The sequence below is a fragment of the Paenarthrobacter sp. 10L420 genome (assembly GCF_056395385.1).
Map to the genome: position 1 here is coordinate 1 of NZ_JBFTJK010000023.1, position 23907 is coordinate 23907.

Genomic DNA, 23907 nt, shown 5'->3' on the forward strand with positions numbered 1-23907 from the left:
AGCCCTGCCCTCATCGCCGAGGAACGGGACCACCGCGACAACACCTCAAAGTCGCCATCACGAATATCCAAAGCAGGAGCGGGAGGATGAGCCATGCCCAATTCTCCCAAACACCAACCATAAAACTACTTTAGACACGCGGCACTAGAAACGCATTCTCGGCGCGTGAAGCACTGAATCGTCAACATCCCTTGGCACCCACTGGCTGAACGGCTCGTCCAGACTGTACTGGCCGTCGTCGGTCCTTATCAGTGTGCGTAGTTCGGCGTTGTCCGGGTTGTTCAGTGACTCGAAATACTCAACAGTCCAGTGGAACCAGCGCATGCAGAACAGCCTCATGGTCAGTCCGTGGGTGACCATCAGGGTATTTGGGGCGTACGTCGGCTTTTGCCAGTGGCGGTAAAGGGTCTCCATGAACGAGGAGACGCGGTCGTAGACGTCCGAGCCTGACTCGCCCTCGCGGAACCTGTAGAAGAAGTGGCCGTAAAGGTTGCGAAGCTCCTTCTGGTCCTCTATCTCCCCGGCGATCTGGAAGTTGGCCCAGTCCTGCTCGCGTAGCCTGGGTTCTTCGATCACGCGCTCGATCAGCGGGCCGAGGTCCAACGCCTCAAGAGTCTGGTATGCCCGCAAGTAGGGGGACACGTAGACGCAGACCTGCTCGCCGTCGAGCTTCCGCCTGAGGGCCTCGCCGGCTATCCGTGCCTGCTCAACTCCTAGTTCGGTGAGCGGGATGCGGTAGTCCGGCACACGGTTGTAGATTGACGTGTCGGCATTCGCGGCGGACTGGCCGTGCCGGATCATGAAGATTCTCCCTGGGGCACTCATCCCACCAAGCATAGGGTCTGCCTACGGGTGGAGCGGGAACGTGCGCAGTTCACGGCAAAGTGGCAGGAACTGCAGGCAAGATAGGTACATGCTCCTTGCTTCCCGCCGCCGCCTGCGCGCCGAAGTACTCATCGTACTGGGCCTGTCTCTGGGCCAATCAGCCGTGTACTCCGTGGTGCAACTTCTGGACAAGATGACACGCGCGCCGTTGTCCGAGGCAACTTCGACGCTTAACAGGTCCCAAAGCACCCGCGAGTATTTCGATCTCACGTACCAACTGCTGGACATTATCTTCGCTTTGGTTCCGGTGGTCCTGGTGTTCTACTTCCTGTCATCGCATTCACAGGGTGGCCGGGAAGGTGCAAGTGGCTCAGGCTTTGCCCGGTTGGGGTTCAACTTCGCGCGCCCGGGCAAGGACCTTTTGCAGGGGCTGGGCCTCGCAGCCGCCATTGGCATCCCTTCACTTGGCTTGTACGCGGCCGGTCGCGCACTCGGAATCACCACCGCCATTGTGCCCAGCGGCCTGGAGGCTTACTGGTGGACCGTGCCTGTATTGATTCTCTCCGCGGTTCGCCACGCGATCGTTGAGGAAGTGATCGTCGTGGGATACCTCATGGACCGTTTCGGAAAATTCGGTTGGAGTACCCCGTTGGCCATCGTTGTGAGCGCGGCCCTTCGCGGCAGCTACCACTTGTATCAAGGCTTCGGACCGTTCATCGGCAACTTCGCGATGGGGTTGGTTTTCGCCTGGATCTATACCAAGACGAAGCGGGTAATGCCTTTGGTCATTGCCCATGCGCTGCTGGACATCGTCGCGTTCGTTGGCTTCAGCCTCTTCGGCAAGGCGATAGGCCTTGGTTAGGCGCGCGGTTAAAGAAATTCGGCCGCCATCGGTGGGTGACGTCGTTGGCACCCGCTGATGGCGGCCGAAGCTTGACCGGACACACAGGACCGGGGAGGGGAGCAGGCCCCCAAGGGAAGTGACGGGTCAGATGGTGACGGCGCCGGAGGCTGTTTCGAAAGTGACGGACATGATGCCAGGCGTACCGTGCGGGGCCATCCACTGGACAGCGACGTCCTCGAGCGGCTTCTCAACGGGTTCGCCCAGCCATTCGGTAACGCGTTCCGCCGAGCCCGCAATAGTGAGGCTGGACATCTTGACGTCACTGTCATAGACCTTGGACGGGTGCAGTGAGGGGTCGCCCTCCCACTTGAGCAGGTACGGCACCTGGGGATCGGCGATCAAGCCGAGAATGCCGATCTGCTGCCACACGAGTTCGCGGCCATCCGGGAACTTGCGGTTGCCCGGAACTGCGGAACGGCCGAGGCGTTCTTCGAAGGGGGCGAGGTCGTCAACGGCGACGCACCAGCCCATCCAACCGCCGCCAGCCGCCGAGCGTGCTCGGACTGCCTGACCAAAGGGTGCCTTGTCAGAAGCAGGATGGTCCAGGACCTCTACGACTTCCAGGTATTTGTTATCCGCCAAGGGAATGATCATGTTCCGGGTACCGAAGCGCGGGTGCACTCCGCCCCGGACTGCGTCCACTCCCAGAGCTGCGGAAATTCGTTCGGTAGTGGCCAAAAGGCCATCTCGTTCACAAGCGTAAGAGACGTGATCCATGCGCATGGCTTCATCTTGGCACTTTGTGATCGGGGTCTCAGCTAAGGGAAGCCTAACTAACATGGGACCTTGCTGTATGCCATTCGACTGCGTCATGCCGGGTCGCCCAAAGACCGAAAAATACTGCCTTCGTCACAAAGCTGTCCAAGTATCCGGGCCCTTCCTAGACTGGCCCCAGCCCACGCCTACAGCGATCAACGGCAAACCCGCGCGCCACTAAGAGGAGAATTCAATGTCCCAAGGATGGTCTTTCGAAACCCGCCAGATCCACGCAGGGCAGGAGCCTGACTCTGCCACGGGAGCGAGGTCGCTTCCGATCTACCAGACCACGTCCTTCGTTTTCCCCAGCGCAGAGAGCGCAGCCAACCGCTTTGCCTTGGCCGAGCTCGCCCCGATCTACACCCGTATCGGCAACCCGACACAGGATGCCGTGGAGCAGCGGATCGCCAGCCTCGAAGGTGGACTGGGCGCATTGCTCCTCAGTTCTGGACAGGCCGCGGAAACCTTCGCCATCCTGAACATTGCCGAGGCCGGCGACCATGTCGTCGCCAGCCCCAGCCTGTACGGCGGCACCTACAACCTGCTGGCACACACACTGAAGAAGTTCGGTATCTCCGTGACATTCGTGGAAGACCCGGACAACCTGGACCAGTGGCGCGACGCCGTGCAGCCCAACACCAAGCTGTTCTTTGGTGAGGTGGTCTCAAATCCGCGCCAGGACGTGCTGGACATCGAGGGTATTTCACGCGCCGCGCATGAAGCTGGCGTGCCGCTGATCGTGGATAACACGCTCTCCACCCCGTACCTCATTCGACCCATCGAATGGGGTGCGGACATTGTGGTGCACTCGGCTACCAAGTATCTGGGCGGCCACGGTGCGGCGATCGCCGGCGTGATCGTGGACTCCGGAAACTTTGATTTCGGCAAGGACCCGGAACGCTTCCCTGGATTCAATACTCCGGACCCCAGCTACAACGGACTCGTTTACGCCCGGGACCTTGGCAAGGACGGCGCGCTCGGAGCCAACCTCTCCTACATTCTCAAGGCACGCGTGCAGTTGCTGCGCGATCTGGGTTCGGCCGTTTCCCCGTTCAACGCATTCCTCATCGCCCAAGGGCTGGAAACCCTGAGCCTCCGCGTAGAGCGTCACGTCTCGAACGCCACCAAAGTGGCGGAATGGCTGGAAGCCCACGACGACGTCGAATCGGTTGCCTTCGCGGGTCTGCCGTCCAGCCCTTGGTATGACCGCGGCCGGAAGTACGGGCCGAGGGGTACCGGCGCGGTGGTGGCATTCAACATCAAGGGTGGCGTCGAGGCCGGCAAGCGATTCGTCGATGGCCTGGAGCTGCACTCCCATGTTGCCAACATCGGTGACGTCCGCTCGCTGGTTATCCACCCGGCGTCGACTACCCACAGCCAGCTCACGGTCGAACAGCAACTGGTTGCGGGCGTGTATCCCGGCCTTGTCCGCCTGTCGGTGGGAATCGAGCACGTGGACGACATCATTGCTGACTTGGAGGCTGGTTTCCGGGCTGCCAAGGGCGCTTAGCGGAGCGGCTGCCCGCCGACGAAAATTCGCCGGGCGGCCCTTCTCGCTGCGTGTTCCTGAACGAAGGGACCCCAAACCGTCACACAGCTGTCACATTCTTCGCCAAAACAGCGGTATTTTTCCTAGACTCTACGTATTAGGTCATGAGTGCCAGTGACAGCCCCGGCTTGCTGGCCGGCAACCCTCCTCCGCGGTGGGGTGCCCCGGGTGAAGACCTGGCCTGTCGCACGCAAGGCGGCAGGCAAGCGCGAGGTTAGGTGTCAAAGGAATGACCATTACTGCTACAGCACCCCCAAAACCGGGCAAAGAAGACGGGACGGTCAAGTACGCCGGCGTAGGTTCGCTGGAACTTGAAGCCGGCGGTTTTCTCCCGGATGTTGTGCTGGCCTACGAAACCTGGGGGCAGCTGAACGAAGATGCGTCCAACGCCGTTCTCGTTCAGCACGCACTGACGGGCAGCACGCACGTGGCCCGCGGTGCCACCGACGAGGAAGGCTGGTGGGAGCAACTCGTTGGTCCCGGCGCGACGATCGACACCAACCGGTTCTTCGTTATCTCCATCAACATTGTGGGCGGCTGTTACGGCAGCACGGGACCATCGTCCCAGGCTCCGGACGGGCGGCCTTGGGGATCCCGCTTTCCTCTCATCACGTTGCGCGACAGCACCGTGGCTGAAGCCCGTCTCGCGGATGCATTGGGCATCAAGGCATGGCACGCAGTCCTCGGCGGTTCCATGGGCGGGGCGCGGGCACTTGAATGGGCGGTGACCTTCCCCGAGCGTGTTCAGAGGTGCGCAGTCATTTCTGTCGGCGCCTACAGCACAGCCGAGCAAATCGCTTTCGCCCAGTCGCAGACGCTCGCCATCCGCCAGGACCCGAACTTCAACAACGGCGATTACTACGGTGGACCAACTCCCGAGGCGGGCCTTGCCCTGGCCCGACGGATAGCGCATATCACGTACCGATCAGCCCTGGAGCTTGATTTCCGCTTCGGCCGCGAAGCCCAGCACCAAGAGACGCCCCTGGCTGCTCCGGTCCTGGGGGAGCGTGGCCGCTACCAGGTGGAAAGCTACCTCGACCACCAAGGCACCAAGCTGGTGCGCCGGTTCGATGCGAACAGTTACATCGCCATCACCGAGGCCCTCATGTCCCACGACATCAGCCGGGGCCGGGGCACCTTGCAGGAAGCCTTGGCCAGCGCCACTGCTGAATTCTTTGTGGCAGCCGTCGACTCGGACCGCCTCTACTTCCCGGCCCAGTCATTGGAACTGGCACAAAACCTGCCCGGCAATGTGCCCGTCCACGTGATCGAGGCTCCCATCGGACACGACGGCTTCCTCACCGAAATCGGGCAACTGTCAGCCCAACTGCATCAGGCCTTCTTCGCGTAAGCCGGCTCAGCCGTTCATGATCTCGCCGCGCTGCTTCATGTAGTCCTCCATGGCGATCTCGCCGTTGCTGAACTTGAGGTCCAGCTCGGCCAGCTTGCGCGCGCGGAAGCCTTGGTGCTCAGAGCCGCTGTTGCTGGGAAACGTAGGTGAAGAAGCGTTCGACGGCGGTCCTGCCGGCGGTTGCGCATCGGCAGGGCGGACGTGGATTGGCTCGCCCGGATAGCCCGGGTAGTTCTGGGCAGGGTAGTTCTGCTGCGGGTAACCCGGTCCCGGAAGATTCTGCGGGGGATAGCCGGGGCCAGGGTAGTTCTGGGGCGGGTAGTTCTGGGCAGGGTAGTTCTGGCCCGGGAAGTTGCGGTCCTGGAAATTACGGTCCTGAAGCCGCCGCGCCCGGGACCTGTTATAAAGGCGGATCCCCATGGGAATCAGCCACGAGCAGACGATGATCCAGAAGATCAGATTGTTCACGGTGCAGGCCTCCTAGGTCTTAACCCAGCTTAGTCCCGCACTTTCACACCAGCTTTGCCTTCATGCCCAGGAACCTTCCGTAGCGTTCCGCCTCGGCCTCCAACGCTTGTTGTTCCGCTGTTGTGAAGGGTCGGTTTACTCTGACGTCGAGTTCGCAGATCCCACCGGAGAAGCCGTGGCGCCACCATCCGGACAGCCTGCCCTCCAGCAACACGACGTGAATGGGAGCATCGCCCTCCGGGAAATAGGGCGCCCTTCCGCCGAGGTAGTGCCTCGATTGGGAATAGCCCATCACGTACTCGTCGTAGCACTGGATGAGATCGACCCGGGGGAGCGGCGGCCCAGCGGCAGCTGGAGGAGTCGCTGAAATGGGTTCGACGTCTTCTGCTGGCAAGCAGAAGTCCAGGCCGTCAATCGCCACAGTTGCCAAGGCGCCCGGAAGGGACTCTTCAGCTACCTGCAAGCCAAGCCGCACATCCTTCATGGTCAGTCCGGACCAGGCGGCACAGTCCTTGATGGTGGCAGGCCCCCGGCTGGTGAAGTATCGCAGCGCCAGCTGACCCAAAGCCCATTCGCGGTCGTCCCCAATCAAGGGCACGTTGCCCGTGGCGGACACACGTTCCTGGAACAAGGCGTATGTCTGTTTGAGCGCACCCCCTGCAGAACGGACCGGCGCACCGCTCACCAAGATTTTGCTGATCTCTGCGTGCATGAGGTGGTAAACGAGGCCAAGTCCTTTCCCGGGGAAACCCGCCTGTTCCAGTACCGCGGCTAATTCTTCGCGGGTTTTGTGGGCTCCACCGGCCACGGCTTCGGCAAGGATGTCTCCGCTCCTGGCAGCGGCGTGCTCATCAAGTCCGGTCTGCCTGTACATGCCTTTGTTGCCTTGATGAAGGCGATCCGCAGATAACCCCATCAACCAGCCGAGGTCCTCACGATGCACAAAATGCCACGTTGGCCGCAGGATATGTGTCCGGAGGATCCTGCCGTCAGCCACCGCCTGCTCCACCTCATCGGCAGTGGTACCCGGCGTTCGCTGGGCAACGGTCCACCTCGCGTACGGAAATTCCTGCGACTGGACCGCGAGGAGGTTGCGCAGCACCTCATCAACGCTTTCACCGTAAGGAGCCCGCAACTGCTGACGCCGAAGCCTGAAGTGCACAACATCAGCCGGCGCCAGTGAAATGTCAGCGTGCATAGCGGAGCTCTTTCCGGGCGTTAGTCCTGCAAGCGATCCGCACGTTAGCCGCGCGGCAGCATGGTGCCGTTGGGACCGAAGACCGGTCCCGCCGTCGGGCGTTTGGGAGTAATGCCGTCGCCGGAGGATCGATGCCGCAACCTGCGGATAACCCAGGGAACAAAGTATTCACGCGCCCACACCAGATCCGAGGAACGGGCCTCACGCCAGGTGCGGACCGGCAGGGGTTTCGGCACCAGGGGTTCGAGGGTGTGCTGGACGTTCAGCGCTTCCAGGACCATCATCGCGATCGTGTGGTGTCCCAGCGGTGAGAAGTGCAGGCGGTCTTCGTCCCACATCCGGGGATCGGCCAACTGCCTTAGGGACCACATATCGGCGATGATGGCGTCGTGCCGTGCAGCCACCGTCCTGAGGTTTTCGTTGTAGATGGCCACCTTGCCTCGGATGCGGCCCAAGACGGAGGATGCGGTGTCCGGTCCGTTGAACAACACCACGGTGGCACCACTGGAGGCCAGTTCCTGAACGGCAGCATCCAGCTTCTCCGCCAAAAGGTCCGGGTCGCCGCCGGGCCGGATGAGGTCATTGCCGCCGGCCGAAATAGAGACGAGGTCCGGCTGGAGTTCCAAGCAAGGACCAACTTGTTCATCCACGATCTGCTGCAGTAACCGCCCACGGATGGCAAGGTTGGCGTAGGCAAAATCTTCGTGGCCGCGGCCCAGTTCTTCCGCTACACGGTCAGCCCACCCGCGGAAGCCGCCGGGATTCTGCGGCTCGGGATCGCCGATGCCTTCCGTGAACGAATCCCCCAGTGCCACGTAACGGCTCCAAGGGTGAGTTTGGACCGGGTCGCCCGGCTTCACCAATGAATTGACGTCACTCACGCTTTCCATCCTGCCTTGAACCTGCAAACCTACGCCACCGTAGGTTGTTACCCATCGGTAACTGCAAGAATAGATCCATGACTGAAGCCGTTGCATTCCCCGCGCCCGTTGTCCTGTGGTCCCATGACGAAGCCGAGCGGGAGGGCAAACCGCTTCTGCTGCTGTTGCACGGCTACGGCTCCAATGAGGACGATCTCTTCAGCCTCGCCGGCCTGCTTCCCGAGGGATTTGCGGTGGCTTCCTTGCGGGCGCCAATGCCCATGGGCCCCGGCTTCACGTGGTTCCCGCTCACCGCATCAATTGAGTACTCCCTGGAAGCAGTAAAGCTTGCCGCTGAGTATGCCCTTGAATGGTTGGACACGGTCAAAGCGAACCATTCTTCAGTGACACTGCTTGGCTTCTCCATGGGCATGGCCATGGCGACCACCATGCTCCGCTACCGTCCCGCGGACTTCGCTGCCGTCGTCGGGCTTTCAGGTTTTGTGGTGGACGCCGGCGAAGACGCCGCTTTCCGCGATGCTGAACTGGACGGCACCTTGCCGATGTTCTGGGGCCGCGACCAGCAGGACCCCGTTATTACTCCGGACAAGATCGAATACACCATGGGATGGGTGCGCAATCATGTGGACCTCACCAAGGTGCTCTACACAGGCATGTGGCATGGCATCAACCAGCAGGAGATCGGCCACGTGGGCGAATTCCTGACCCACAAAGTGCTCTCCACCGACTAGAAAAGCAACGCGGGGTCACATATGGCCCCTTGGAAGCCTCACAATGGGCCATAAGTGACCCCGCGTTGCTTCAGGCGGTGGTGATCCGGACGGTCTGGCCGTTGACGGTAACGGTATCTCCGGCGTGGAGTTGGCGGCCGCGGCGGTCGTCGATTTCGTCGTTGACCTTGACCAAGCCGTTCTTGATGAGCTCCGTAGCTTCAACGCCGTCCTCCACGAGGTTGGCGAGCTTCAGCAGCTGGCCGAGGCGGATCATGTCGTCGCGGATGGGGATCTCTTCGATTTCCGGGTTGCTCATAGAGCAATGATGCCTGAAGTAGTGTGGGGTCAGTGCCGCAGCCTTCTCTCCGTTCAACCCTTCCGCTCGCCGTTGGCCTCCCTGTTGCAGTAGCAACCGGCCTGGTCATTCCGCTTCAAGGAAGGATCAACGGGGCGCTCGGGGCCCGGTTGAACGATGGCATCGCCGCTGCTGTGGTGAGCTTCACCACAGGCCTGGTGCTCATTGCGGCCATTTCCCTTGCCACACCGAAAGGCAGGGCGGGTCTTCGGCGCATCGTCCCGGCAGTCCGCAACCGGAGCTTTCCCCGCTTCTACATCATGGCCGGCGGGATCGGCGCTCTCTTCGTCTTTGCCCAGTCCTTCACCATTGGCCTGTTGGGTGTGGCCCTGTTCACGGTTGCTGCGGTCACGGGGCAGACCCTGAGCGGCCTCCTCGTGGACCGCATGGGCATCGGTCCCGGCGGTAAAAGGTCCATTACTGGAGTGCGGATCCTGGGCAGCGTGCTGACGGTTGCCGCAGTTGCCTGGGCTGTTTCCCCTCGGTTCGGGGGCAATACCGATATCGCCTCCCTGGTGCTGCCCGTCCTGCTGCCTCTGGCGGCGGGCTTCCTCATGAGTTTCCAGCAGGCCATGAACGGAACCGCCACTGTTCACTACGGGACGCCTGTGGCCGCCACGCTGGTCAACTTCATCGCCGGTGCCGTCATCCTTTGGATCGCTTGGCTCATCAAACTTTCCGTGGCGGGCGCGGGCAACCCACTTCCGGGTGAATGGTGGTTCTACCTGGGCGGCCCCATGGGTTGCCTTTTCATTGGGCTTGCAGCACTGCTTGTCCGCAGCCTTGGCGTGCTGGTCACCGGTTTGGGCATGATCGCCGGCCAGTTGGTGGGTTCCTTAGTGCTCGACGTCGTGATCCCCAGTCCCGGTGCGGTGGTCGCCTTGCCCACGGTGTTGGGTACGGTGCTGACGCTCGCGGCGATCATCGTGGCCACGTTGCCTTGGCCCCGGGGAGCATTCGTACGAAAGGTCCCGGGCAAAGGCCGGTAGGCTAGGACACGCAGCTTTCTGCACAGTTATTATCCGCACCAATTCCCCAGCCCACCCCGCCGGACAACCTCGTCCGGATTCCGGGGCAACCACCGCGGACCGCACCCAGCGGCCCTGTAGAACAAATGGAGTACCCATGGCAGCAAAATCCGTCCTTGACCAGGTCATTTCCCTCTCCAAGCGGAGGGGCTTTGTCTTCCAGGCCGGTGAAATCTATGGTGGCTCGCGTTCGGCGTGGGATTACGGACCCCTTGGTGCGGAACTGAAGGAAAACATCAAGCGCCAGTGGTGGCAGAGCATGGTCCGCGGCCGCGAAGACGTCGTTGGCCTGGACTCCTCAGTCATCCTTCCCCGTCAGGTTTGGGAAGCCTCCGGCCACGTAGAGGTCTTCTCAGACCCTCTGGTGGAATGCCTGTCCTGCCATAAGCGCTACCGTGCTGACCACCTCGAGGAAGAGTACGAGGAAAAGAAGGGCCGTCCGGCCGAGAACGGCCTGAAGGACATTGCCTGCGCCAACTGTGGCACCCGTGGCCAGTGGACCGAACCGCAGGAATTCTCCGGCCTCCTGAAGACCTTCCTTGGCCCGGTGGCCAACGATGAAGGCATGCACTACCTGCGCCCGGAAACTGCCCAGGGCATCTTCGTGAACTTCAACAACGTCCTCACCACGTCCCGGAAGAAGCCGCCGTTCGGCATTGGCCAGATCGGCAAGTCCTTCCGCAACGAAATCACTCCGGGCAACTTCATCTTCCGTACCCGTGAGTTCGAACAGATGGAGATGGAATTCTTCGTCGAGCCCGGCACGGATGAGGAATGGCACCAGTACTGGATGAAGGAGCGCATGTCCTGGTACACCAGCCTGGGCATCCGTGAAGAAAACCTCCGGTTCTTCGAGCACCCGATTGAGAAGCTGAGCCACTACTCCAAGGGCACCACGGACATCGAGTACCGCTTTGGTTTCCAAGGCTCCGAGTGGGGCGAGCTCGAGGGCATCGCGAACCGTACGGATTTCGACCTCTCCACACACGCCGAGGCTTCCGGTACGGACCTGAGCTACTTCAACCAGGCCACCAACGAGCGCTACACCCCGTACGTGATCGAGCCCGCCGCCGGTTTGACCCGCTCGTTCATGGCCTTCCTGATTGACGCCTACACCGAGGACGAGGCACCCAACGCCAAGGGCGGCGTCGACGTCCGTACCGTCCTGAAGCTGGATCCGCGGCTTGCCCCGGTCAAGGCAGCTGTCCTGCCGCTGAGCCGCAACGAGGACCTGTCCCCGAAGGCCAAGGCGCTGGGCACCCAGTTGCGCAAGAACTGGAACATCGACTTCGACGACGCCGGCGCCATCGGCCGCCGTTACCGTCGCCAGGACGAGATCGGTACTCCGTTCTGCATCACCGTGGACTTCGATACCCTCGAAGACCAGGCCGTGACCATCCGTGAGCGCGACACCATGAGCCAGGAACGCGTGTCGCTGGACAAGGTTGAGGCCTACCTGGCAGCACGACTGATCGGCGCCTGACCGTGGCTTTGGAATACCGCGAATGGAAGGAGGGCGACGACCTCGCCCTCCTGGAAATTTGGGGCGGCCCGGAGACCCTCCCAGCAGAACAGTTTCGTGCTGCATTGGCGCCTTCGAGCAACCAGCCCTGGCGCCGCTGCATCGTTGCCGAGGACGTCGTTGACGGCGTTCGCATCCCCGTTGCTGCCGGCGTAGTTCACGAAGCTTCGCTGCACCCGGAACGTCTCTGGGCCTACATCGAGGTTGCCAAGGACCATCGCCGGAACGGCGTTGGGGCCACCCTGCTGACCATGCTGCGCCGCGAAGCCGGGAACTCGCCGTCGGGCGTTTCCAAGCTCCGCAGCAAAGTGGAGCCTGGCACGCCGGGCGCCGCTTTCGCAGACGCGGCCGGTCTTGGACCCATCCAGCGCTCCCAATTGGTAGTGGTGGAGCCTGAGCCCCTGAAGCTGCCGCGGTTCGGCGACGGTTCCGAGGAAGCTGCGTCTGAGCGCGTGGAGGATCTCGCCACCGGATCCGTGGAACTCAGCGAAGTGGTGGGCAGCTACTACTCGGCCGTCCATCACTGGGACAGCCCGGGTGAGCTCAGCATTGCCACGGTGCAGCGGCTCTTCCTGCACGATCTCACCGGGGCGCATGGGGCCATCGTGCTGCGTGCACCGAAGGCCAGCGCCTTTGGTGGGGGAGTGCCGGCCAGCCGAAAAGGCAAGATCCAGGCCTTTGCGATCAGCTATGCCCAAGGCAACTCCGAGGAACCTTCGGATGTCTTCCTGGGTCACGATCCAAAGCTGTCCGTCGACGACGCAGAGGCCGCCGTTCGGGACCTCCTGGCGCTCATTGCCTACCAGCACCCCGTGCTGTTGGAAGTGGACGAATCGATGACGGCCCTGCGCGGTGTCCTGGCTCCCTTGCTGGAGTCGGGCAAGGCCCACGTTCGTGGTGCTGACACACTGATCGTGAGCGACTGACCACGTATTTCGCACGTCCGGATCCCGCTTTGCCCATCGCCGATGGGCAGGGCGGGATCCTGGCTTTAAGCTCAGCCCGCATTCATGGTGGAAAAGCCTTGACGCGGCCATGGCGCAGGAGTAGGAAGGCGACGTAAGCCACGCGCCGGCACACTCGGAGGGAAGCGGCGTCTGTGGACCAGCTCCGGTCTCCTCTGAATCGGCGGTAACAACAAATGAACGGTACGGCCTTGGACGGGCTGCGGGATCAGCTGCGTGGACAGCTCATCACTCCTGAAGACCCTGAATATGATTCGGCACGGGCAGTCTTTAACGCCATGGTCGACAAACGTCCGGCGGGAATCGTCCGGGTGGCCCAAGTGGCGGATGTGATCGCGGGGGTGAACTTCGCACGGGAGAATTCCATACCCCTCGCCATCCGGGGTGGCGGACACAGTGCCCCTGGATTTGGAACAGCGGATGACGCCCTGGTGCTGGACTTCGTCAACCGAACAGGGGTCCGGGTGGATCCAGAAACCGCCACTGCGCGGGCCGAAGGTGGAACCACGTGGGCTGACTTCAACCACGCAACCCATGCCTTCGGACTGGCGACCACTGGCGGGATCGTCGGTTCCACGGGAGTGGCCGGCCTGACCTTGGGCGGCGGGATTGGCTACCTCGCCCGCAAGTACGGCCTCTCCTGCGACAACCTCATTTCCGCCGATGTGGTCACGGCGGATGGAAAGTTCCTGGTGGCCAGCGAAGACCAAAACGAGGACCTGTTCTGGGCGCTCCGGGGTGGTGGCGGCAACTTTGGCGTGGTGACCTCCTTCGAGTTCAAACTCCATCCCGTTGATATGGTTCATGCCGGAGTCATTCTCTACAGTGCCGAGCATACGGACACTGTTGCCCGCTTCTACCGCGATTACATTGCGAATGCGCCGGAAGAGTTTGGCGCCTTTCTGGGCTTCCACCAAGGCCCGCCAGTCCCGTTCCTTCCCGAAGAGTGGCACGGCAAGCCTGTCTGTGTGGTGGTGGGGATGTGGACAGGGGACATGGGAGAAGGCGAAGCACGGTGGCAGCCCTTCCTGGACGCCGCTCCTGTTGCCGGCTCGCTGGTAGCTCCTATGCCTTATCCAGCCCTGAACGTGGCTTTCGACGCCCTGAACCAGAAAGGAATGCAGGGCTACTGGAAAGCGAACTTCCTTCCCGAGCTCAGTGATGGCGCCATCCAAGCTCACGCTGAACACGGCGCGACGGTCACCAGCGTCAATACGTCCGTCCACGTTTACCCGATCGACGGCGCCGTCTCACGCGTTGGCGTCCACGACACAGCTTTTGCGCACCGGGACATGAAGTTCGCGCCGGTCATTGCCGCGCAATGGATGGAACCTACGGATAACGAAGCCAACATCGCCTGGGCGCGAGGCTATGCGGCGGCCCTTGCACCGCACTCGGCGCTGGGCGGGTACATCAACTTCATGGACACTGAAGACCAGAACAGGATCACTGACAACTATGGCCCCAACTGGGATCGTCTGGTGGAGGTCAAGAGCAAGTACGATCCCGGCAACCTTTTCCATGTGAACCAGAACATCAAACCCGCCTGAGGGAAGGGTTTGCATGTTGCCCGGCTAGGCTTGAAGCCATGAGGTTTTGCAGCTGATGGGTCACGGACACTCCCACGGTCACGGTCATTCTGAAAGTTCCGAGCCAACCCCCCAGGCAATTGCATCCCGGAAGCGCGCCAACTGGCTCCTGGCTGCCGTGCTGGTTCCACTTGGTGTGCTCACTGTCATCGCCATGATGGTGATGTGGCCCTCAGGCAGCCGGGACGGAATCTCCTTCGCGAGCCCTTACCAGGCTGCCCCGGGAGTGACCTTTGACACCGGCAAGATCCAGAGCGTGGTGCAGGAAAGCTGCACCCAAACCGGACAATCCACGCAGGGACAAACAGATACCGGTCAAACGGGCCAACCCGGTGCGGGCCAACCCGGTGCAGGCCAGCCCGGCGGATCCGATTGCACCTTTGCCTTCACCCAGCCGGACAAGGGTGGGGAACCAGTCAAGGTAGTGATCAACCCCGACGTCGCCAAGTCCCATGGGGTGGATGTGGGGGACTCGATCCGCTATTTGAACCTTTCCGGTGTCCAAGGCGCATCGCAGGGCAACGGCTCGCCGTCGTACGTTTTTGTGGATTTCGTGCGGAGCCTGCCGATTGCCCTGCTGGCAGTGCTCTATGCGGTGGTAGTGATCGCTGTGGCGCGCTGGCGTGGCTTCCGGGCCCTCCTTGGCCTGGTTGGCGCTTATGCCGTGCTCGTCAGCTTCATCTTGCCGGGGCTTGTGGAGGGGAAGCCGCCGCTCATGCTGGCTTTGGTGGGTTCCACGGTGATCATGATCGGGGTCCTGTACTTCGCCCACGGATTCTCGGCGCGGACCTCCACAGCCCTGCTGGGAACCATTTTCGGGTTGGGCATTACTGCGCTGTTGGCGGCGTGGGCAACAGATGCCGCAAACCTTGCGGGCGTCGGCGACCATGACGCCGCGACGCTGATAAATATGTCGGACAAGATTTCAATCTCCGGCATCATCCTGTGCGGCTTGATCATCTCAGGCCTCGGCGTCCTCAACGACGTCACCATTACCCAGTCCTCTGCTGTGTGGGAGCTTTACGAACTGGCCCCGAATACCAGTGCCCGCAAGCTGTTTTCATCGGCAATGCGGATTGGCCGGGACCACATCGCCTCCACTGTTTACACGATTGCCTTCGCGTACGCTGGCGCCGCCCTCCCGATCCTCATCATCGTGATGCTTTACGACCGCCCACTTGCAGAGGCCTTGACCAGTGCGGAGTTGTCCGAAGAAGTCATCCGCACGCTAGTGGGCTCCATCGGCCTGGTGCTGGCCATTCCCGTGACTACGCTGATCGCGGTGCTGGTGGTCAAGGCCACTGGCGTGAAGGGTGCCGCCCCGGCGCCGGCTCTGTCCGTGAATCCGGACGACGTGGACGATACTGGTACCCTCGCTGCCGCGGCCGCCGTCGTGGGTTCTGGCCGAATGGAAAGGCTCGACGACGGCGGGTCCTCCCGCGCGGTCGGCAAGTCTGCCCGCCCGGGGAGTCGCCGTGCCCAGCGTGAGGCGGAGCGCCGCGGAGACGATGATGGTGCGCGCAACTCCATGTGACGGCGGGGCCATGACATTTGTCATCCCCGATCGGTGACACCCTCCACGGGTGCAGGTGGGCAATCCCGGCTTGAATGGATGGTGGAACAAGACCGCCAATCAGGGAGAACAATGGGAATCACGGGAGTGCCGGCAGTCCACGCCGTCGGACTGCACAAGAGCTTCGGGGAGGTCCGTGCCGTCCGTGGTTTGGATCTGACCGTGCAACAAGGGGAAGTGGTGGCATTCCTGGGGCCCAATGGTGCAGGCAAGACCACCACCATCGACATGATCCTCGGTCTTAGCACCCCCGACCAAGGTGAGGTTTCGATTTTCGGCCACTCGCCCCGCGGCGCCATCGCCCGAGGGCAAGTGGCCGCCGTCATGCAGACCGGCGGATTGCTTCGGGACATCACTGTTCGGGAAACCGTGCAGTTAACCGCAGCAATGTTTGACTCCTCCCGACCTGTGGAGGAGGCGCTGACTCGTGCCGGCATCCTGGATATCGCCAACCGCAAGGTGGAGAAATGCTCGGGCGGCCAGCAGCAGCGCCTGCGGTTTGCCATGGCCCTGGTGTCGGATCCCGGACTGCTCATCCTGGACGAACCGACCACCGGCATGGATGTCGCTGGCCGCCGCGATTTTTGGTCCGCCATCAGGGCGGACGCCTCGCGGGGCCGCACCGTAATCTTCGCCACCCACTACCTTGAGGAAGCGGACGCTTACGCGGATCGGATCGTCTTGGTCCGTCAAGGCACCGTAGTTGCCGATGGCACGGCGGCCCAGATCAAGAACCTTGCCTCCGGCCGCACGGTCAAGGCTTCCCTGCCAGCTGCCGACCAGCATCTTCTGGCTGGACTCCCAACATCGGACAGCTTGGACTACGACGCCGGAAGACTCACCGTGCGAACGGCGGACTCGGACTCCGTAGTCCGCTACCTGCTGAACAACACCGCAGCCCACGATCTGGAAGTCGTGGCCAACAACCTTGAGGAGGCCTTCGTGGCGCTCACAGGGGATGAAGCAGAATCAGAAACCACTGAACCCGCACTCGAAGGAGACCGGGCATGAGTACGGCAACAGCAATGCAGGACCGCAAGCCCTCCGCGGGCGGTATCAACCGGACGTTCCTGTGGATCGAGATCAAGCGGATGCTCCGCAACCGCAGGACAGTCATCTTCACAGTCGTCATGCCCGCGATCTTCTTCTTCATCTTCGGCCTGTCCAACAAGAACCAGCAGTTGCCCAACGGCCATAGTTATGGTCAGTACATCCTGATCAGTCTGACGGTGTACGCAGCCATGACTGCGGCCACCGGAGCCGGCAGCCAGGTGGCGGTGGAACGTGCGCAAGGGTGGAGCAGGCAGCTCCGGCTTACTCCTCTGCTTCCCGGTGCCTATATTGCTGTCAAGGCTGCGGCAGCCCTGACGTTGTCGCTCGTCGCTGTGATCGCCCAATTCGTCATCGGCGCTTTGGCCGGGGTCACCATGGACCTCCAGACATGGGTGACAGCTGGATTGGTTGCCTGGCTGGGTTCGTTGGTCTTCGCCGCGCTGGGCTTGTTCGTGGGGTATCTCATGCCAAGCCAGAATGTCATGCAGATCCTGGGCCCGGCGCTGGCTATCCTGGCCATGCTTGGCGGGCTCTTTATGCCGATCGAGATCATGGGCGAGACCTTTGGTGCCATCGCCAAGTTCACCCCGGCATATGGGATCGGGCAGTTGGCCAGGAGCCCCATAACTGGACAGTTCGACGCCATGTGGATCGTTAACGTCGTGATCTGGCTGGCGATCTTCGTTGGTGGAGCCGCGCTGGCATTTCGCCGCGACACCAAGCGCGTCTGATCCTGTCCACTTTGACTAGGGTGGGAGTCATGAGCTCCGAGAAGACCGGTGGCATGTTCCGTGGGCCTGGACCCAGAAGATGGTTTGTGGGCGCAGGCTTTTCCATTCTTCTCTGGGCTTGGCCTACGTGGAACCTGGTGTGGTCGGTCGACGAACCACTTCCCTGGAAGCTTGCAGCCTCCACATCGTTGATCGCCTTCTTCGCCGCCTATGCCATTCTTCCGATGTACAGCCGACGCCGGGGAAGCGGGACCGGTCTGTTGTGCGTCAGCATTCTGTTGGCGCTGAACGGCCTGGTGATTTTCCTGGTCGGCCCGGAGGCACTCTGGACGTGGCCGTTCCTCGCGTGCGCGATTGCCATGACCGTGTTGCCGCCCCGCGTCGACTTCGCCTTGATCATGGCGCTTGCCGCAGTCTCTTTGGCTACTGGTCTGTCCACAGGCGCACCGGAGCAGGCCTTCTCCCAGCCCGCGCTCATCTTGTCGTTGGGTCTTATGATGTCTTCCTTTGCACGGATGATCCGGCAAACATCCCAGTTGCGGGCGGCACAAAGCGAACTGGCGGATGCGGCCGTTGCTGCCGAGCGGAGCCGGGTTGCCCGGGACATGCATGACATCCTGGGACACTCACTGACGGTGATCGCCGTCAAGGCTGAATTGGCCGGCCGATTGATGGAAGGAGCCGCTGGGCCGTCCTTGGACAGGGCAGCGGCGGAAATCAGCGACGTGCAGGACCTTGCCCGCGGCGCCCTCGCTGATGTGAGGGCCACTGTCGCCGGTTATCGCGGCGTCAATGTCCTCGCCGAACTCGCAGCTGCCAGGAGTGCGCTGGAATCGGCAGGCATCGAGGCCGAGTTGCCTGGGACGGTTGAGCAAGTTCCCGCCCGGCATCGCGAGCTCTTCGGCTGGGTATTGAGGGAAGGCATCACCAACGTTGTGCGGCATTCCGGCGCCGCGCGTTGCCGCGTCCTGCTGACGGCGTCCGGGGTCCTGGTGGAGGACGACGGCGTGGGGCCGGCTCCCGAAGCCCGTCCGGGAAGCGGGCTGGATGGCATACGGGAGAGGGCGGCTGTGGCTGGCGGAAGCGTCAGCGTCGGCACCAGTGACCTTGGAGGGTTCAGATTGGCAGTTGACGTATGAGTATCCGATTGGTGATCGCTGACGATCAGGCACTGGTGCGTGGGGCTTTGGTGGCATTGCTGGGGTTGGAGCCAGACATTGAGGTGGTTGCAGAATTGGGCGATGGCACGGGCGTCGCCGCTGCTGTGGTGGAGCATTCCGCGGACGTCGCGATGCTGGATGTCGAGATGCCGGGCCTGGATGGAATCAGCGCAGCAGCTGCCGTACGCCGGGCGGCGCCTTCGTGCCGGGTACTGATGGTTACCACCTTTGGGCGGCCTGGCTACCTAAAACGCGCCATGCAGGCCGGAGCATCGGGGTTTGTCGTCAAAGATACCCCGGCGCGACAACTGGCCGATGCGGTGCGCCGCGTTCACCGGGGGCTTCGAGTTGTGGATCCGGCACTCGCTGCGGAATCGCTGACGTCCGGCGACAGCCCCCTGACGGAGCGTGAGACGGAAGTGTTGAGGGCTGCCGCTGCCGGTGGAACTGTTGCGGACATTGCCAGGACGGCGATCCTTTCCGAAGGGACGGTGCGGAACTACCTCTCGGCGGCGATGGCCAAGACCGGCGGAAGGACACGAGCCGAGGCGGTACGAATCGCTGCCGATAACGGTTGGCTCCTGTAGGGAATTACGGAACAGACGCGGGAACGTGCTGTGCCGAATAGTCGCCCGGGAGCCGATTTGCCCTGATTTGCGACAATGGATGGGTGACTGTAGTAGCAACGCCCCCTGCCCCAAAGCTTGAGCTTCCGCCTTTGCAACTCGGCGGGATCACCGTGGACACTCCCGTGATCCTTGCCCCCATGGCGGGCATCACCAACTCAGCCTTCCGCAGGCTCTGCCGCGAATACGGTGGTGGCCTGTACGTGGCCGAGATGGTGACATCGCGTGCGCTGGTGGAACGGACTCCGGAATCTTTGCGCATCATCTCCCATGACGAGGATGAGAAAGTGCGTTCCGTGCAGCTCTACGGTGTTGACCCCGTAACGGTCGGCGCGGCAGTCCGCATGCTCGTCGAGGAAGACCGGGCTGACCACATCGACCTCAACTTCGGCTGCCCGGTACCCAAGGTCACCCGCAGGGGTGGCGGTTCCGCGCTGCCATGGAAGATCGACCTGTTCACGTCCATCGTCCAGACCGCGGTTAAAGAAGCTTCCAAGGGCGGTATTCCGCTCACCATCAAGATGCGCAAGGGCATTGACGAGGACCACCTGACATACCTCGACGCCGGACGTATCGCCCGCGATGCGGGAGTGGCCGCCGTCGCCCTCCATGGCCGGACGGCCGCCCAGTTCTATTCCGGCCAGGCTGACTGGTCCGCCATTGCGCGTCTTCGTGAGGCGCTGCCTGACATTCCGGTGCTGGGAAACGGTGATATCTGGTCCGCCGAGGACGCTGTCCGCATGGTCCGGGAAACCGGTGTGGACGGCGTGGTGGTAGGCCGTGGTTGCCAGGGCCGTCCGTGGCTGTTCGGTGATCTGCAGGCGGCCTTCGAAGGCAGCGACCAGCGGCACCGTCCGGGCCTGCGGGAGGTCGCCGAAGGCGTGTACCGGCATGCAGAGCTCATGGTGGAAACCTTCGGCAACGACGAGTACAAGGCGTTGCGGGAAATCCGAAAGCACATGGCTTGGTACTTCAAGGGATACGTGGTGGGCGGGGAACTTCGCGCCAAGCTGGCCACGGTTCCTACCCTTGAGGTCCTGCGCGGACTCCTCGAAGAGCTTGACATGGATTTGCCGTATCCAGGCATCGATTCCGAGGGTCCGCGTGGCCGTGCCGGATCACCGAAAAAGCCGGCGCTGCCCAAGGATTGGCTCGTGAGCCGTCAGCTGAACGCGGAACAGAGTGCCGAAATCTCCGCAGCTGAGCTGGACGTGTCAGGCGGCTAGCTTCACACGTGTAAGACTGGCTCAAGAGGCACCACTACAACGGCGCTTGAAGGAGGCAGATACCCATGGGAACCGAAGCGATGCTGGGCCGCACCGGAACGCCACACGACTACGTGCTGGCAATTCCGGGCTACACCGAAGCGGATTCTGCGCGGTGGGTCGAAGAGTCGCGAAAGACCACGTACCGCTCCGATTTTGAACGCGACCGGGCACGGGTCCTGCATTCCTCCGCCCTGCGACGGCTGGGGGCGAAAACGCAGGTTGTTGCCCCGGACACGGACGATTTCGTTCGCACCCGTCTGACGCACAGCCTGGAGGTTGCGCAGGTGGGCCGCGAGCTTGGCCGTTCGCTGGGCTGCGATCCGGACGTCGTGGATACCGCGTGCCTTAGCCATGACCTCGGTCACCCACCTTTTGGCCACAATGGTGAATCTGCCCTGAATGAGGTGGCACACACCATTGGTGGCTTCGAAGGCAACGCGCAGACGTTGAGGTTGTTAACGCGCCTGGAACCGAAAGTCCTTGCTGAGGACGGCAGGCCCGCCGGGCTCAACCTGACCCGCGCCAGCCTTGATGCTGCGTCCAAGTACCCGTGGTCCGCCGTCGACGCCCCCGTCATCCATGGCCACCGCACCAGCAAGTTCGGCGCGTATGAGGACGATCTTCCCGTATTCGAATGGCTGCGTGAAGGCGCTCCGGGCAACCGTTCCTGCATTGAGGCCCAGGTGATGGACCTCGCGGACGATATTTCCTATTCCGTCCATGACGTCGAGGACGCAATCGTTGCCGGCCACTTCCAACTGAAGTGGATGGAGAATCCGGACCACCGCGCCCGCGTCGTGGGCTACACCAAGCAGTGGTACCTCCCACACAACGATCCTGCTGACATTGATGCTGCCCTTTCCAGGCTTGAGGCCACCACGGTGTGGGTCCGTGAGGCCGATGGCAGCCGAAAGTCCATGGCGGCGCTGAAGGATATGACCAGCCAGCTCATCGGACGGTTCTGCCAAAGCGCCATGGAAACCACGCGTGACCATTTTGGCCCGGCCAACCTGACCCGCTATGGCGCCGAGCTGATGGTCCCGGAGGACACTGTGACCGAAATCGCGGTCCTGAAGGGCCTGGCCACCACGTTCGTCATTTCCACGGACCACCGCCAGCCCGTTTATGAACGCCAGCGCGAAGTCCTGCACGCCCTGGTGGGCGTGCTGAACGCCACAGGCGACCGCCACCTCGAACCGATGTTCGCCGCTGACTGGCGTGACGCCGCCGACGACGGTGCGCGGCTGCGGGTAGTGATTGACCAAGTAGCGTCGCTGACGGATGGTTCAGCGCTGGCCATGTACGAGCGCCTGGTGGGGAGCCTGCCGTCACTCTGGTAACGCTTCCGTCGGTCCGTTAACGGCGGGGATTCCTGGGGCAAGCGGCTAGGATGGTCACGTGGCTGGCTTGATCAAACGTGAAGATATCGACGAAGTACGCCAGCGCACGGATATCAAGGAAGTCGTTGACGGTTACGTCACCCTGAAGAGCGCTGGCTTGGGCAGCTTCAAGGGCCTGTGCCCCTTCCACGACGAACGCTCACCATCCTTCACTGTCCGCCCCCAAGTGGGCAGATATCACTGCTTCGGCTGCGGCGAAGACGGGGATGCCATCTCCTTCGTCCAGAAAATGGACCACAGTTCCTTCCACGAGGCAGTGGAAAAGCTGGCCGCCAGGATCGGCTACGAGCTGCGTTACGAGGACGGCGGCACCGGTCCGAACCGTGAAGAAGTGGGCAAGCGCCAGCGCCTCCTGGATGCCCATAAGATCGCCGACGAGTTCTTCCGTGCCCAACTGCTGACGCCCGGAGCCGCCGAGGGCCGCAACTTCCTCGACGGCAGGGGCTTTGACCGCGCGGCCGCCGAGCACTTCGGCGTGGGCTATGCGCCGCAGGGCTGGGACTCGCTCCTCAAGCACCTGCGCGGCCGTGGGTTTACGGATGCCGAACTCAAACTTACGGGCATGTTTTCCGAAGGGAACCGGGGCATCTATGATCGCTTCCGTGGCAGGCTCATCTGGCCCATCCGGGACATTGCCGGGGATACCATCGGCTTCGGCGCCCGGAAACTCTACGAGGACGATCAGGGTCCAAAGTACCTGAACACCCCTGAAACGACTCTCTACAAAAAGTCCCAGGTCCTCTATGGGATCGACATCGCCAAGCGCAACATTGCCAAGGACCGGCAGCTGGTGGTGGTTGAGGGGTACACCGACGTCATGGCCTGTCACCTGGCAGGAGTCACGACGGCGGTCGCCACCTGCGGCACCGCGTTCGGCACCGAACACATCAAGATCGCCCGGCGCCTGCTTTCGGACGACGGCACCGGGGGAGAAGTAGTGTTCACCTTCGACGGAGACGCCGCCGGCCAGAAGGCCGCCCTCCGCGCCTTCGAGGAAGACCAACGATTCGTCGCGCAAACGTACGTCGCGGTAGAGCCCACTGGCGCTGATCCCTGTGATCTTCGTCAACTCAAGGGCGATGCCGCAGTACGTGAACTCATCGATAGCAGGAAGCCGCTCTTCGAGTTCGCCATTCGGGCCTCGCTCCGCAGGCACAACCTGGACACGGTAGAAGGTCGCGTCGCGGCGCTTCGGGAAGCGGCGCCCGTTGTGGCACAAATCCGCGACTCCGCCATCCGCCCCGCCTACATCCGCGAACTAGCCGGTTGGTTGGGCATGCCGATTGAGGAAGTCAGCCGCTACGTTGGGGCCGCAGCCAAGCGCGCGGCATCCGGCGCTGCTTCATCTGGCGCTGCTTCATCTGGCGGGGCTCAGTCCGGCGCTGCGGAGCAATCCACGACGACGACGGCAGCATCGTCGAACGGTCAGGCGTCGAACATTCAGGCCTTCAACCGTCCCGACCCGCGGGACCCCGTGGCAGGCATGGAGCGCCAAGCGTTGGAAGTGGTCCTCCAAGAGCCCTCAGTCCTGGGCGACGGGGCATGGGAGCGCTTTGAGGCGTCCCATTTTGCTACTCCTGCCTACGCGGCGGTCCACGCAGCCGTGCGTGCCACAGGACTGGCCCACGCGGCTGATCCCGTGGCATGGGTGGAGCACATCAGGCAGGAAGTCCCGGAGCCTCTGCGCCCCTTGGTTTCTGAGTTGGCAGTAACTCCTTTGCCGGCCAGCACCCCGGAAGCTATGCAACGATATTGCCGGGACATTTTGGCAAGGCTTTTCGAGCTGCAGATCACGCGCATTAAAGCGGACAAGATGGGCCAACTGCAGCGCCTTGATGCAACTGCATTTCCCGAGGAATTCCAGCGCCTGAACCGGGAACTGATGGTGTTGGAAATGCAGCGTCGAGCCTTGCGTTCAGACTCCTGAGGGCCCCTGCCGAGGACCGTCGGAAGTGGCCTGGAGGTTCGATTTCGTTTTCCGGCGGGGCCCTG

Annotated in this window: 22 protein-coding genes and 1 riboswitch; of the genes, 16 read left to right on the forward strand and 6 right to left on the reverse strand. The window is 62.3% G+C overall.

Features of this window, described 5'->3' with window-relative positions; translation table 11 throughout:
• Positions 1-144: 144 nt before the first annotated feature.
• Positions 145-801 (reverse strand): histidine phosphatase family protein, encoded by a 657-nt coding sequence (locus AC1DD5_RS22325; protein WP_477522790.1) that lies wholly within the window; start codon positions 799-801, stop codon positions 145-147.
• A 112-nt stretch (positions 802-913) separates the two neighbouring features.
• On the opposite strand from AC1DD5_RS22325, the gene AC1DD5_RS22330 reads away from it, so the two are divergent.
• Positions 914-1687, forward strand: a complete 774-nt coding sequence (locus AC1DD5_RS22330; protein WP_477522791.1) for a CPBP family intramembrane glutamic endopeptidase — start codon at positions 914-916, stop codon at positions 1685-1687.
• Between the two features lie 126 nt (positions 1688-1813).
• Here AC1DD5_RS22330 and AC1DD5_RS22335 read toward each other — a convergent pair whose 3' ends face one another.
• Positions 1814-2452: a VOC family protein gene (locus AC1DD5_RS22335; protein WP_442016988.1), complete on the reverse strand. Its 639-nt coding sequence runs from the start codon at positions 2450-2452 to the stop codon at positions 1814-1816.
• A 226-nt stretch (positions 2453-2678) separates the two neighbouring features.
• Between AC1DD5_RS22335 and AC1DD5_RS22340 the strand changes: the two genes are divergently transcribed.
• A complete protein-coding gene (locus AC1DD5_RS22340) occupies positions 2679-3995 on the forward strand; it encodes a bifunctional o-acetylhomoserine/o-acetylserine sulfhydrylase (protein WP_477522792.1) in 1317 nt (438 codons plus the stop codon).
• Positions 3996-4134: 139 nt separating this feature from the next.
• Positions 4135-4249, forward strand: a riboswitch (SAM riboswitch).
• Between the two features lie 14 nt (positions 4250-4263).
• Positions 4264-5385, forward strand: a complete 1122-nt coding sequence (metX, locus tag AC1DD5_RS22345) for a homoserine O-acetyltransferase MetX (RefSeq protein ID WP_477522793.1) — start codon at positions 4264-4266, stop codon at positions 5383-5385.
• Positions 5386-5391: 6 nt separating this feature from the next.
• On the opposite strand, the gene AC1DD5_RS22350 is transcribed toward metX, so the two are convergent.
• Genes AC1DD5_RS22350 through AC1DD5_RS22360 form a run of 3 tightly spaced genes read right to left on the reverse strand, consistent with a single transcriptional unit; the run spans position 5392 to position 7941 of the window.
• Positions 5392-5853, reverse strand: coding sequence for a hypothetical protein (locus tag AC1DD5_RS22350; RefSeq protein ID WP_477522794.1), 462 nt, complete (start codon positions 5851-5853; stop codon positions 5392-5394).
• Between the two features lie 43 nt (positions 5854-5896).
• Positions 5897-7051 carry a winged helix DNA-binding domain-containing protein gene (locus tag AC1DD5_RS22355; RefSeq protein WP_477522795.1) on the reverse strand — a complete coding sequence of 385 codons (1155 nt, stop codon included), beginning with the start codon at positions 7049-7051 and terminating at the stop codon, positions 5897-5899.
• Between the two features lie 44 nt (positions 7052-7095).
• On the reverse strand, positions 7096-7941 hold the full coding sequence (locus AC1DD5_RS22360; RefSeq protein WP_442006211.1) for an SGNH/GDSL hydrolase family protein: 846 nt from the start codon (positions 7939-7941) through the stop codon (positions 7096-7098).
• 68 nt (positions 7942-8009) lie between these two features.
• On the opposite strand from AC1DD5_RS22360, the gene AC1DD5_RS22365 reads away from it, so the two are divergent.
• Positions 8010-8663 (forward strand): alpha/beta hydrolase, encoded by a 654-nt coding sequence (locus AC1DD5_RS22365; protein ID WP_477522796.1) that lies wholly within the window; start codon positions 8010-8012, stop codon positions 8661-8663.
• 70 nt (positions 8664-8733) lie between these two features.
• Here the strand turns inward: AC1DD5_RS22365 and AC1DD5_RS22370 are convergent, their stop codons facing one another.
• Positions 8734-8961 (reverse strand): RNA-binding S4 domain-containing protein, encoded by a 228-nt coding sequence (locus AC1DD5_RS22370; RefSeq protein WP_477513677.1) that lies wholly within the window; start codon positions 8959-8961, stop codon positions 8734-8736.
• A 23-nt stretch (positions 8962-8984) separates the two neighbouring features.
• Here AC1DD5_RS22370 and AC1DD5_RS22375 point away from each other — a divergent pair, with 23 nt between their 5' ends.
• From AC1DD5_RS22375 to dnaG, 12 genes are all read left to right on the forward strand, one after another.
• Entirely contained in the window at positions 8985-9989 is a 1005-nt protein-coding gene (locus AC1DD5_RS22375; RefSeq protein ID WP_477522797.1) for a DMT family transporter, read from the forward strand.
• A gap of 136 nt (positions 9990-10125) precedes the next feature.
• Positions 10126-11511, forward strand: coding sequence for a glycine--tRNA ligase (locus AC1DD5_RS22380; RefSeq protein WP_442006215.1), 1386 nt, complete (start codon positions 10126-10128; stop codon positions 11509-11511).
• Between the two features lie 2 nt (positions 11512-11513).
• Positions 11514-12476, forward strand: a complete 963-nt coding sequence (locus AC1DD5_RS22385) for a GNAT family N-acetyltransferase (protein WP_442006216.1) — start codon at positions 11514-11516, stop codon at positions 12474-12476.
• A gap of 215 nt (positions 12477-12691) precedes the next feature.
• The gene (locus AC1DD5_RS22390; RefSeq protein WP_442006217.1) at positions 12692-14065 is read left to right on the forward strand and encodes an FAD-binding oxidoreductase; all 1374 of its coding nucleotides are present in this window, start codon (positions 12692-12694) and stop codon (positions 14063-14065) included.
• Between the two features lie 55 nt (positions 14066-14120).
• Positions 14121-15638: a YibE/F family protein gene (locus AC1DD5_RS22395; protein ID WP_477522798.1), complete on the forward strand. Its 1518-nt coding sequence runs from the start codon at positions 14121-14123 to the stop codon at positions 15636-15638.
• A gap of 111 nt (positions 15639-15749) precedes the next feature.
• Entirely contained in the window at positions 15750-16688 is a 939-nt protein-coding gene (locus tag AC1DD5_RS22400) for an ABC transporter ATP-binding protein (protein ID WP_477522799.1), read from the forward strand.
• Positions 16685-17461 (forward strand): ABC transporter permease, encoded by a 777-nt coding sequence (locus AC1DD5_RS22405; RefSeq protein ID WP_477522800.1) that lies wholly within the window; start codon positions 16685-16687, stop codon positions 17459-17461. Before AC1DD5_RS22400 ends, AC1DD5_RS22405 begins: the two co-directional genes overlap by 4 nt.
• A 29-nt stretch (positions 17462-17490) precedes the next feature.
• Entirely contained in the window at positions 17491-18600 is a 1110-nt protein-coding gene (locus AC1DD5_RS22410) for a sensor histidine kinase (RefSeq protein ID WP_477522801.1), read from the forward strand.
• Positions 18597-19208, forward strand: a complete 612-nt coding sequence (locus AC1DD5_RS22415; protein WP_442006222.1) for a response regulator transcription factor — start codon at positions 18597-18599, stop codon at positions 19206-19208. The genes AC1DD5_RS22410 and AC1DD5_RS22415 overlap by 4 nt, the downstream gene beginning before the upstream one ends.
• 83 nt (positions 19209-19291) lie before the next feature.
• The gene (gene dusB, locus AC1DD5_RS22420) at positions 19292-20473 is read left to right on the forward strand and encodes a tRNA dihydrouridine synthase DusB (RefSeq protein ID WP_431119345.1); all 1182 of its coding nucleotides are present in this window, start codon (positions 19292-19294) and stop codon (positions 20471-20473) included.
• A gap of 65 nt (positions 20474-20538) precedes the next feature.
• A complete protein-coding gene (locus AC1DD5_RS22425) occupies positions 20539-21855 on the forward strand; it encodes a deoxyguanosinetriphosphate triphosphohydrolase (RefSeq protein ID WP_477522802.1) in 1317 nt (438 codons plus the stop codon).
• A gap of 58 nt (positions 21856-21913) precedes the next feature.
• Positions 21914-23842, forward strand: coding sequence for a DNA primase (dnaG, locus tag AC1DD5_RS22430; RefSeq protein WP_442016999.1), 1929 nt, complete (start codon positions 21914-21916; stop codon positions 23840-23842).
• Positions 23843-23907 lie beyond the last annotated feature (65 nt).

What these genes read in the sequence shown, in the direction of transcription:
- AC1DD5_RS22355 (WP_477522795.1), bottom strand. Translation starts at nt 7,051, where the DNA reads ATGCACGCTGACATTTCACTGGCGCCGGCTGATGTTGTGCACTTCAGG.
- AC1DD5_RS22340 (WP_477522792.1), top strand. Translation starts at nt 2,679, where the DNA reads ATGTCCCAAGGATGGTCTTTCGAAACCCGCCAGATCCACGCAGGGCAG.
- AC1DD5_RS22410 (WP_477522801.1), top strand. Translation starts at nt 17,491, where the DNA reads ATGAGCTCCGAGAAGACCGGTGGCATGTTCCGTGGGCCTGGACCCAGA.
- AC1DD5_RS22405 (WP_477522800.1), top strand. Translation starts at nt 16,685, where the DNA reads ATGAGTACGGCAACAGCAATGCAGGACCGCAAGCCCTCCGCGGGCGGT.
- AC1DD5_RS22335 (WP_442016988.1), bottom strand. Translation starts at nt 2,452, where the DNA reads ATGCGCATGGATCACGTCTCTTACGCTTGTGAACGAGATGGCCTTTTG.
- AC1DD5_RS22360 (WP_442006211.1), bottom strand. Translation starts at nt 7,941, where the DNA reads ATGGAAAGCGTGAGTGACGTCAATTCATTGGTGAAGCCGGGCGACCCG.
- AC1DD5_RS22425 (WP_477522802.1), top strand. Translation starts at nt 20,539, where the DNA reads ATGGGAACCGAAGCGATGCTGGGCCGCACCGGAACGCCACACGACTAC.
- AC1DD5_RS22370 (WP_477513677.1), bottom strand. Translation starts at nt 8,961, where the DNA reads ATGAGCAACCCGGAAATCGAAGAGATCCCCATCCGCGACGACATGATC.
- AC1DD5_RS22390 (WP_442006217.1), top strand. Translation starts at nt 12,692, where the DNA reads ATGAACGGTACGGCCTTGGACGGGCTGCGGGATCAGCTGCGTGGACAG.
- AC1DD5_RS22395 (WP_477522798.1), top strand. Translation starts at nt 14,121, where the DNA reads ATGGGTCACGGACACTCCCACGGTCACGGTCATTCTGAAAGTTCCGAG.
- AC1DD5_RS22325 (WP_477522790.1), bottom strand. Translation starts at nt 801, where the DNA reads ATGATCCGGCACGGCCAGTCCGCCGCGAATGCCGACACGTCAATCTAC.
- metX (WP_477522793.1), top strand. Translation starts at nt 4,264, where the DNA reads ATGACCATTACTGCTACAGCACCCCCAAAACCGGGCAAAGAAGACGGG.
- AC1DD5_RS22365 (WP_477522796.1), top strand. Translation starts at nt 8,010, where the DNA reads ATGACTGAAGCCGTTGCATTCCCCGCGCCCGTTGTCCTGTGGTCCCAT.
- AC1DD5_RS22380 (WP_442006215.1), top strand. Translation starts at nt 10,126, where the DNA reads ATGGCAGCAAAATCCGTCCTTGACCAGGTCATTTCCCTCTCCAAGCGG.
- AC1DD5_RS22330 (WP_477522791.1), top strand. Translation starts at nt 914, where the DNA reads ATGCTCCTTGCTTCCCGCCGCCGCCTGCGCGCCGAAGTACTCATCGTA.
- AC1DD5_RS22415 (WP_442006222.1), top strand. Translation starts at nt 18,597, where the DNA reads ATGAGTATCCGATTGGTGATCGCTGACGATCAGGCACTGGTGCGTGGG.
- AC1DD5_RS22400 (WP_477522799.1), top strand. Translation starts at nt 15,750, where the DNA reads ATGGGAATCACGGGAGTGCCGGCAGTCCACGCCGTCGGACTGCACAAG.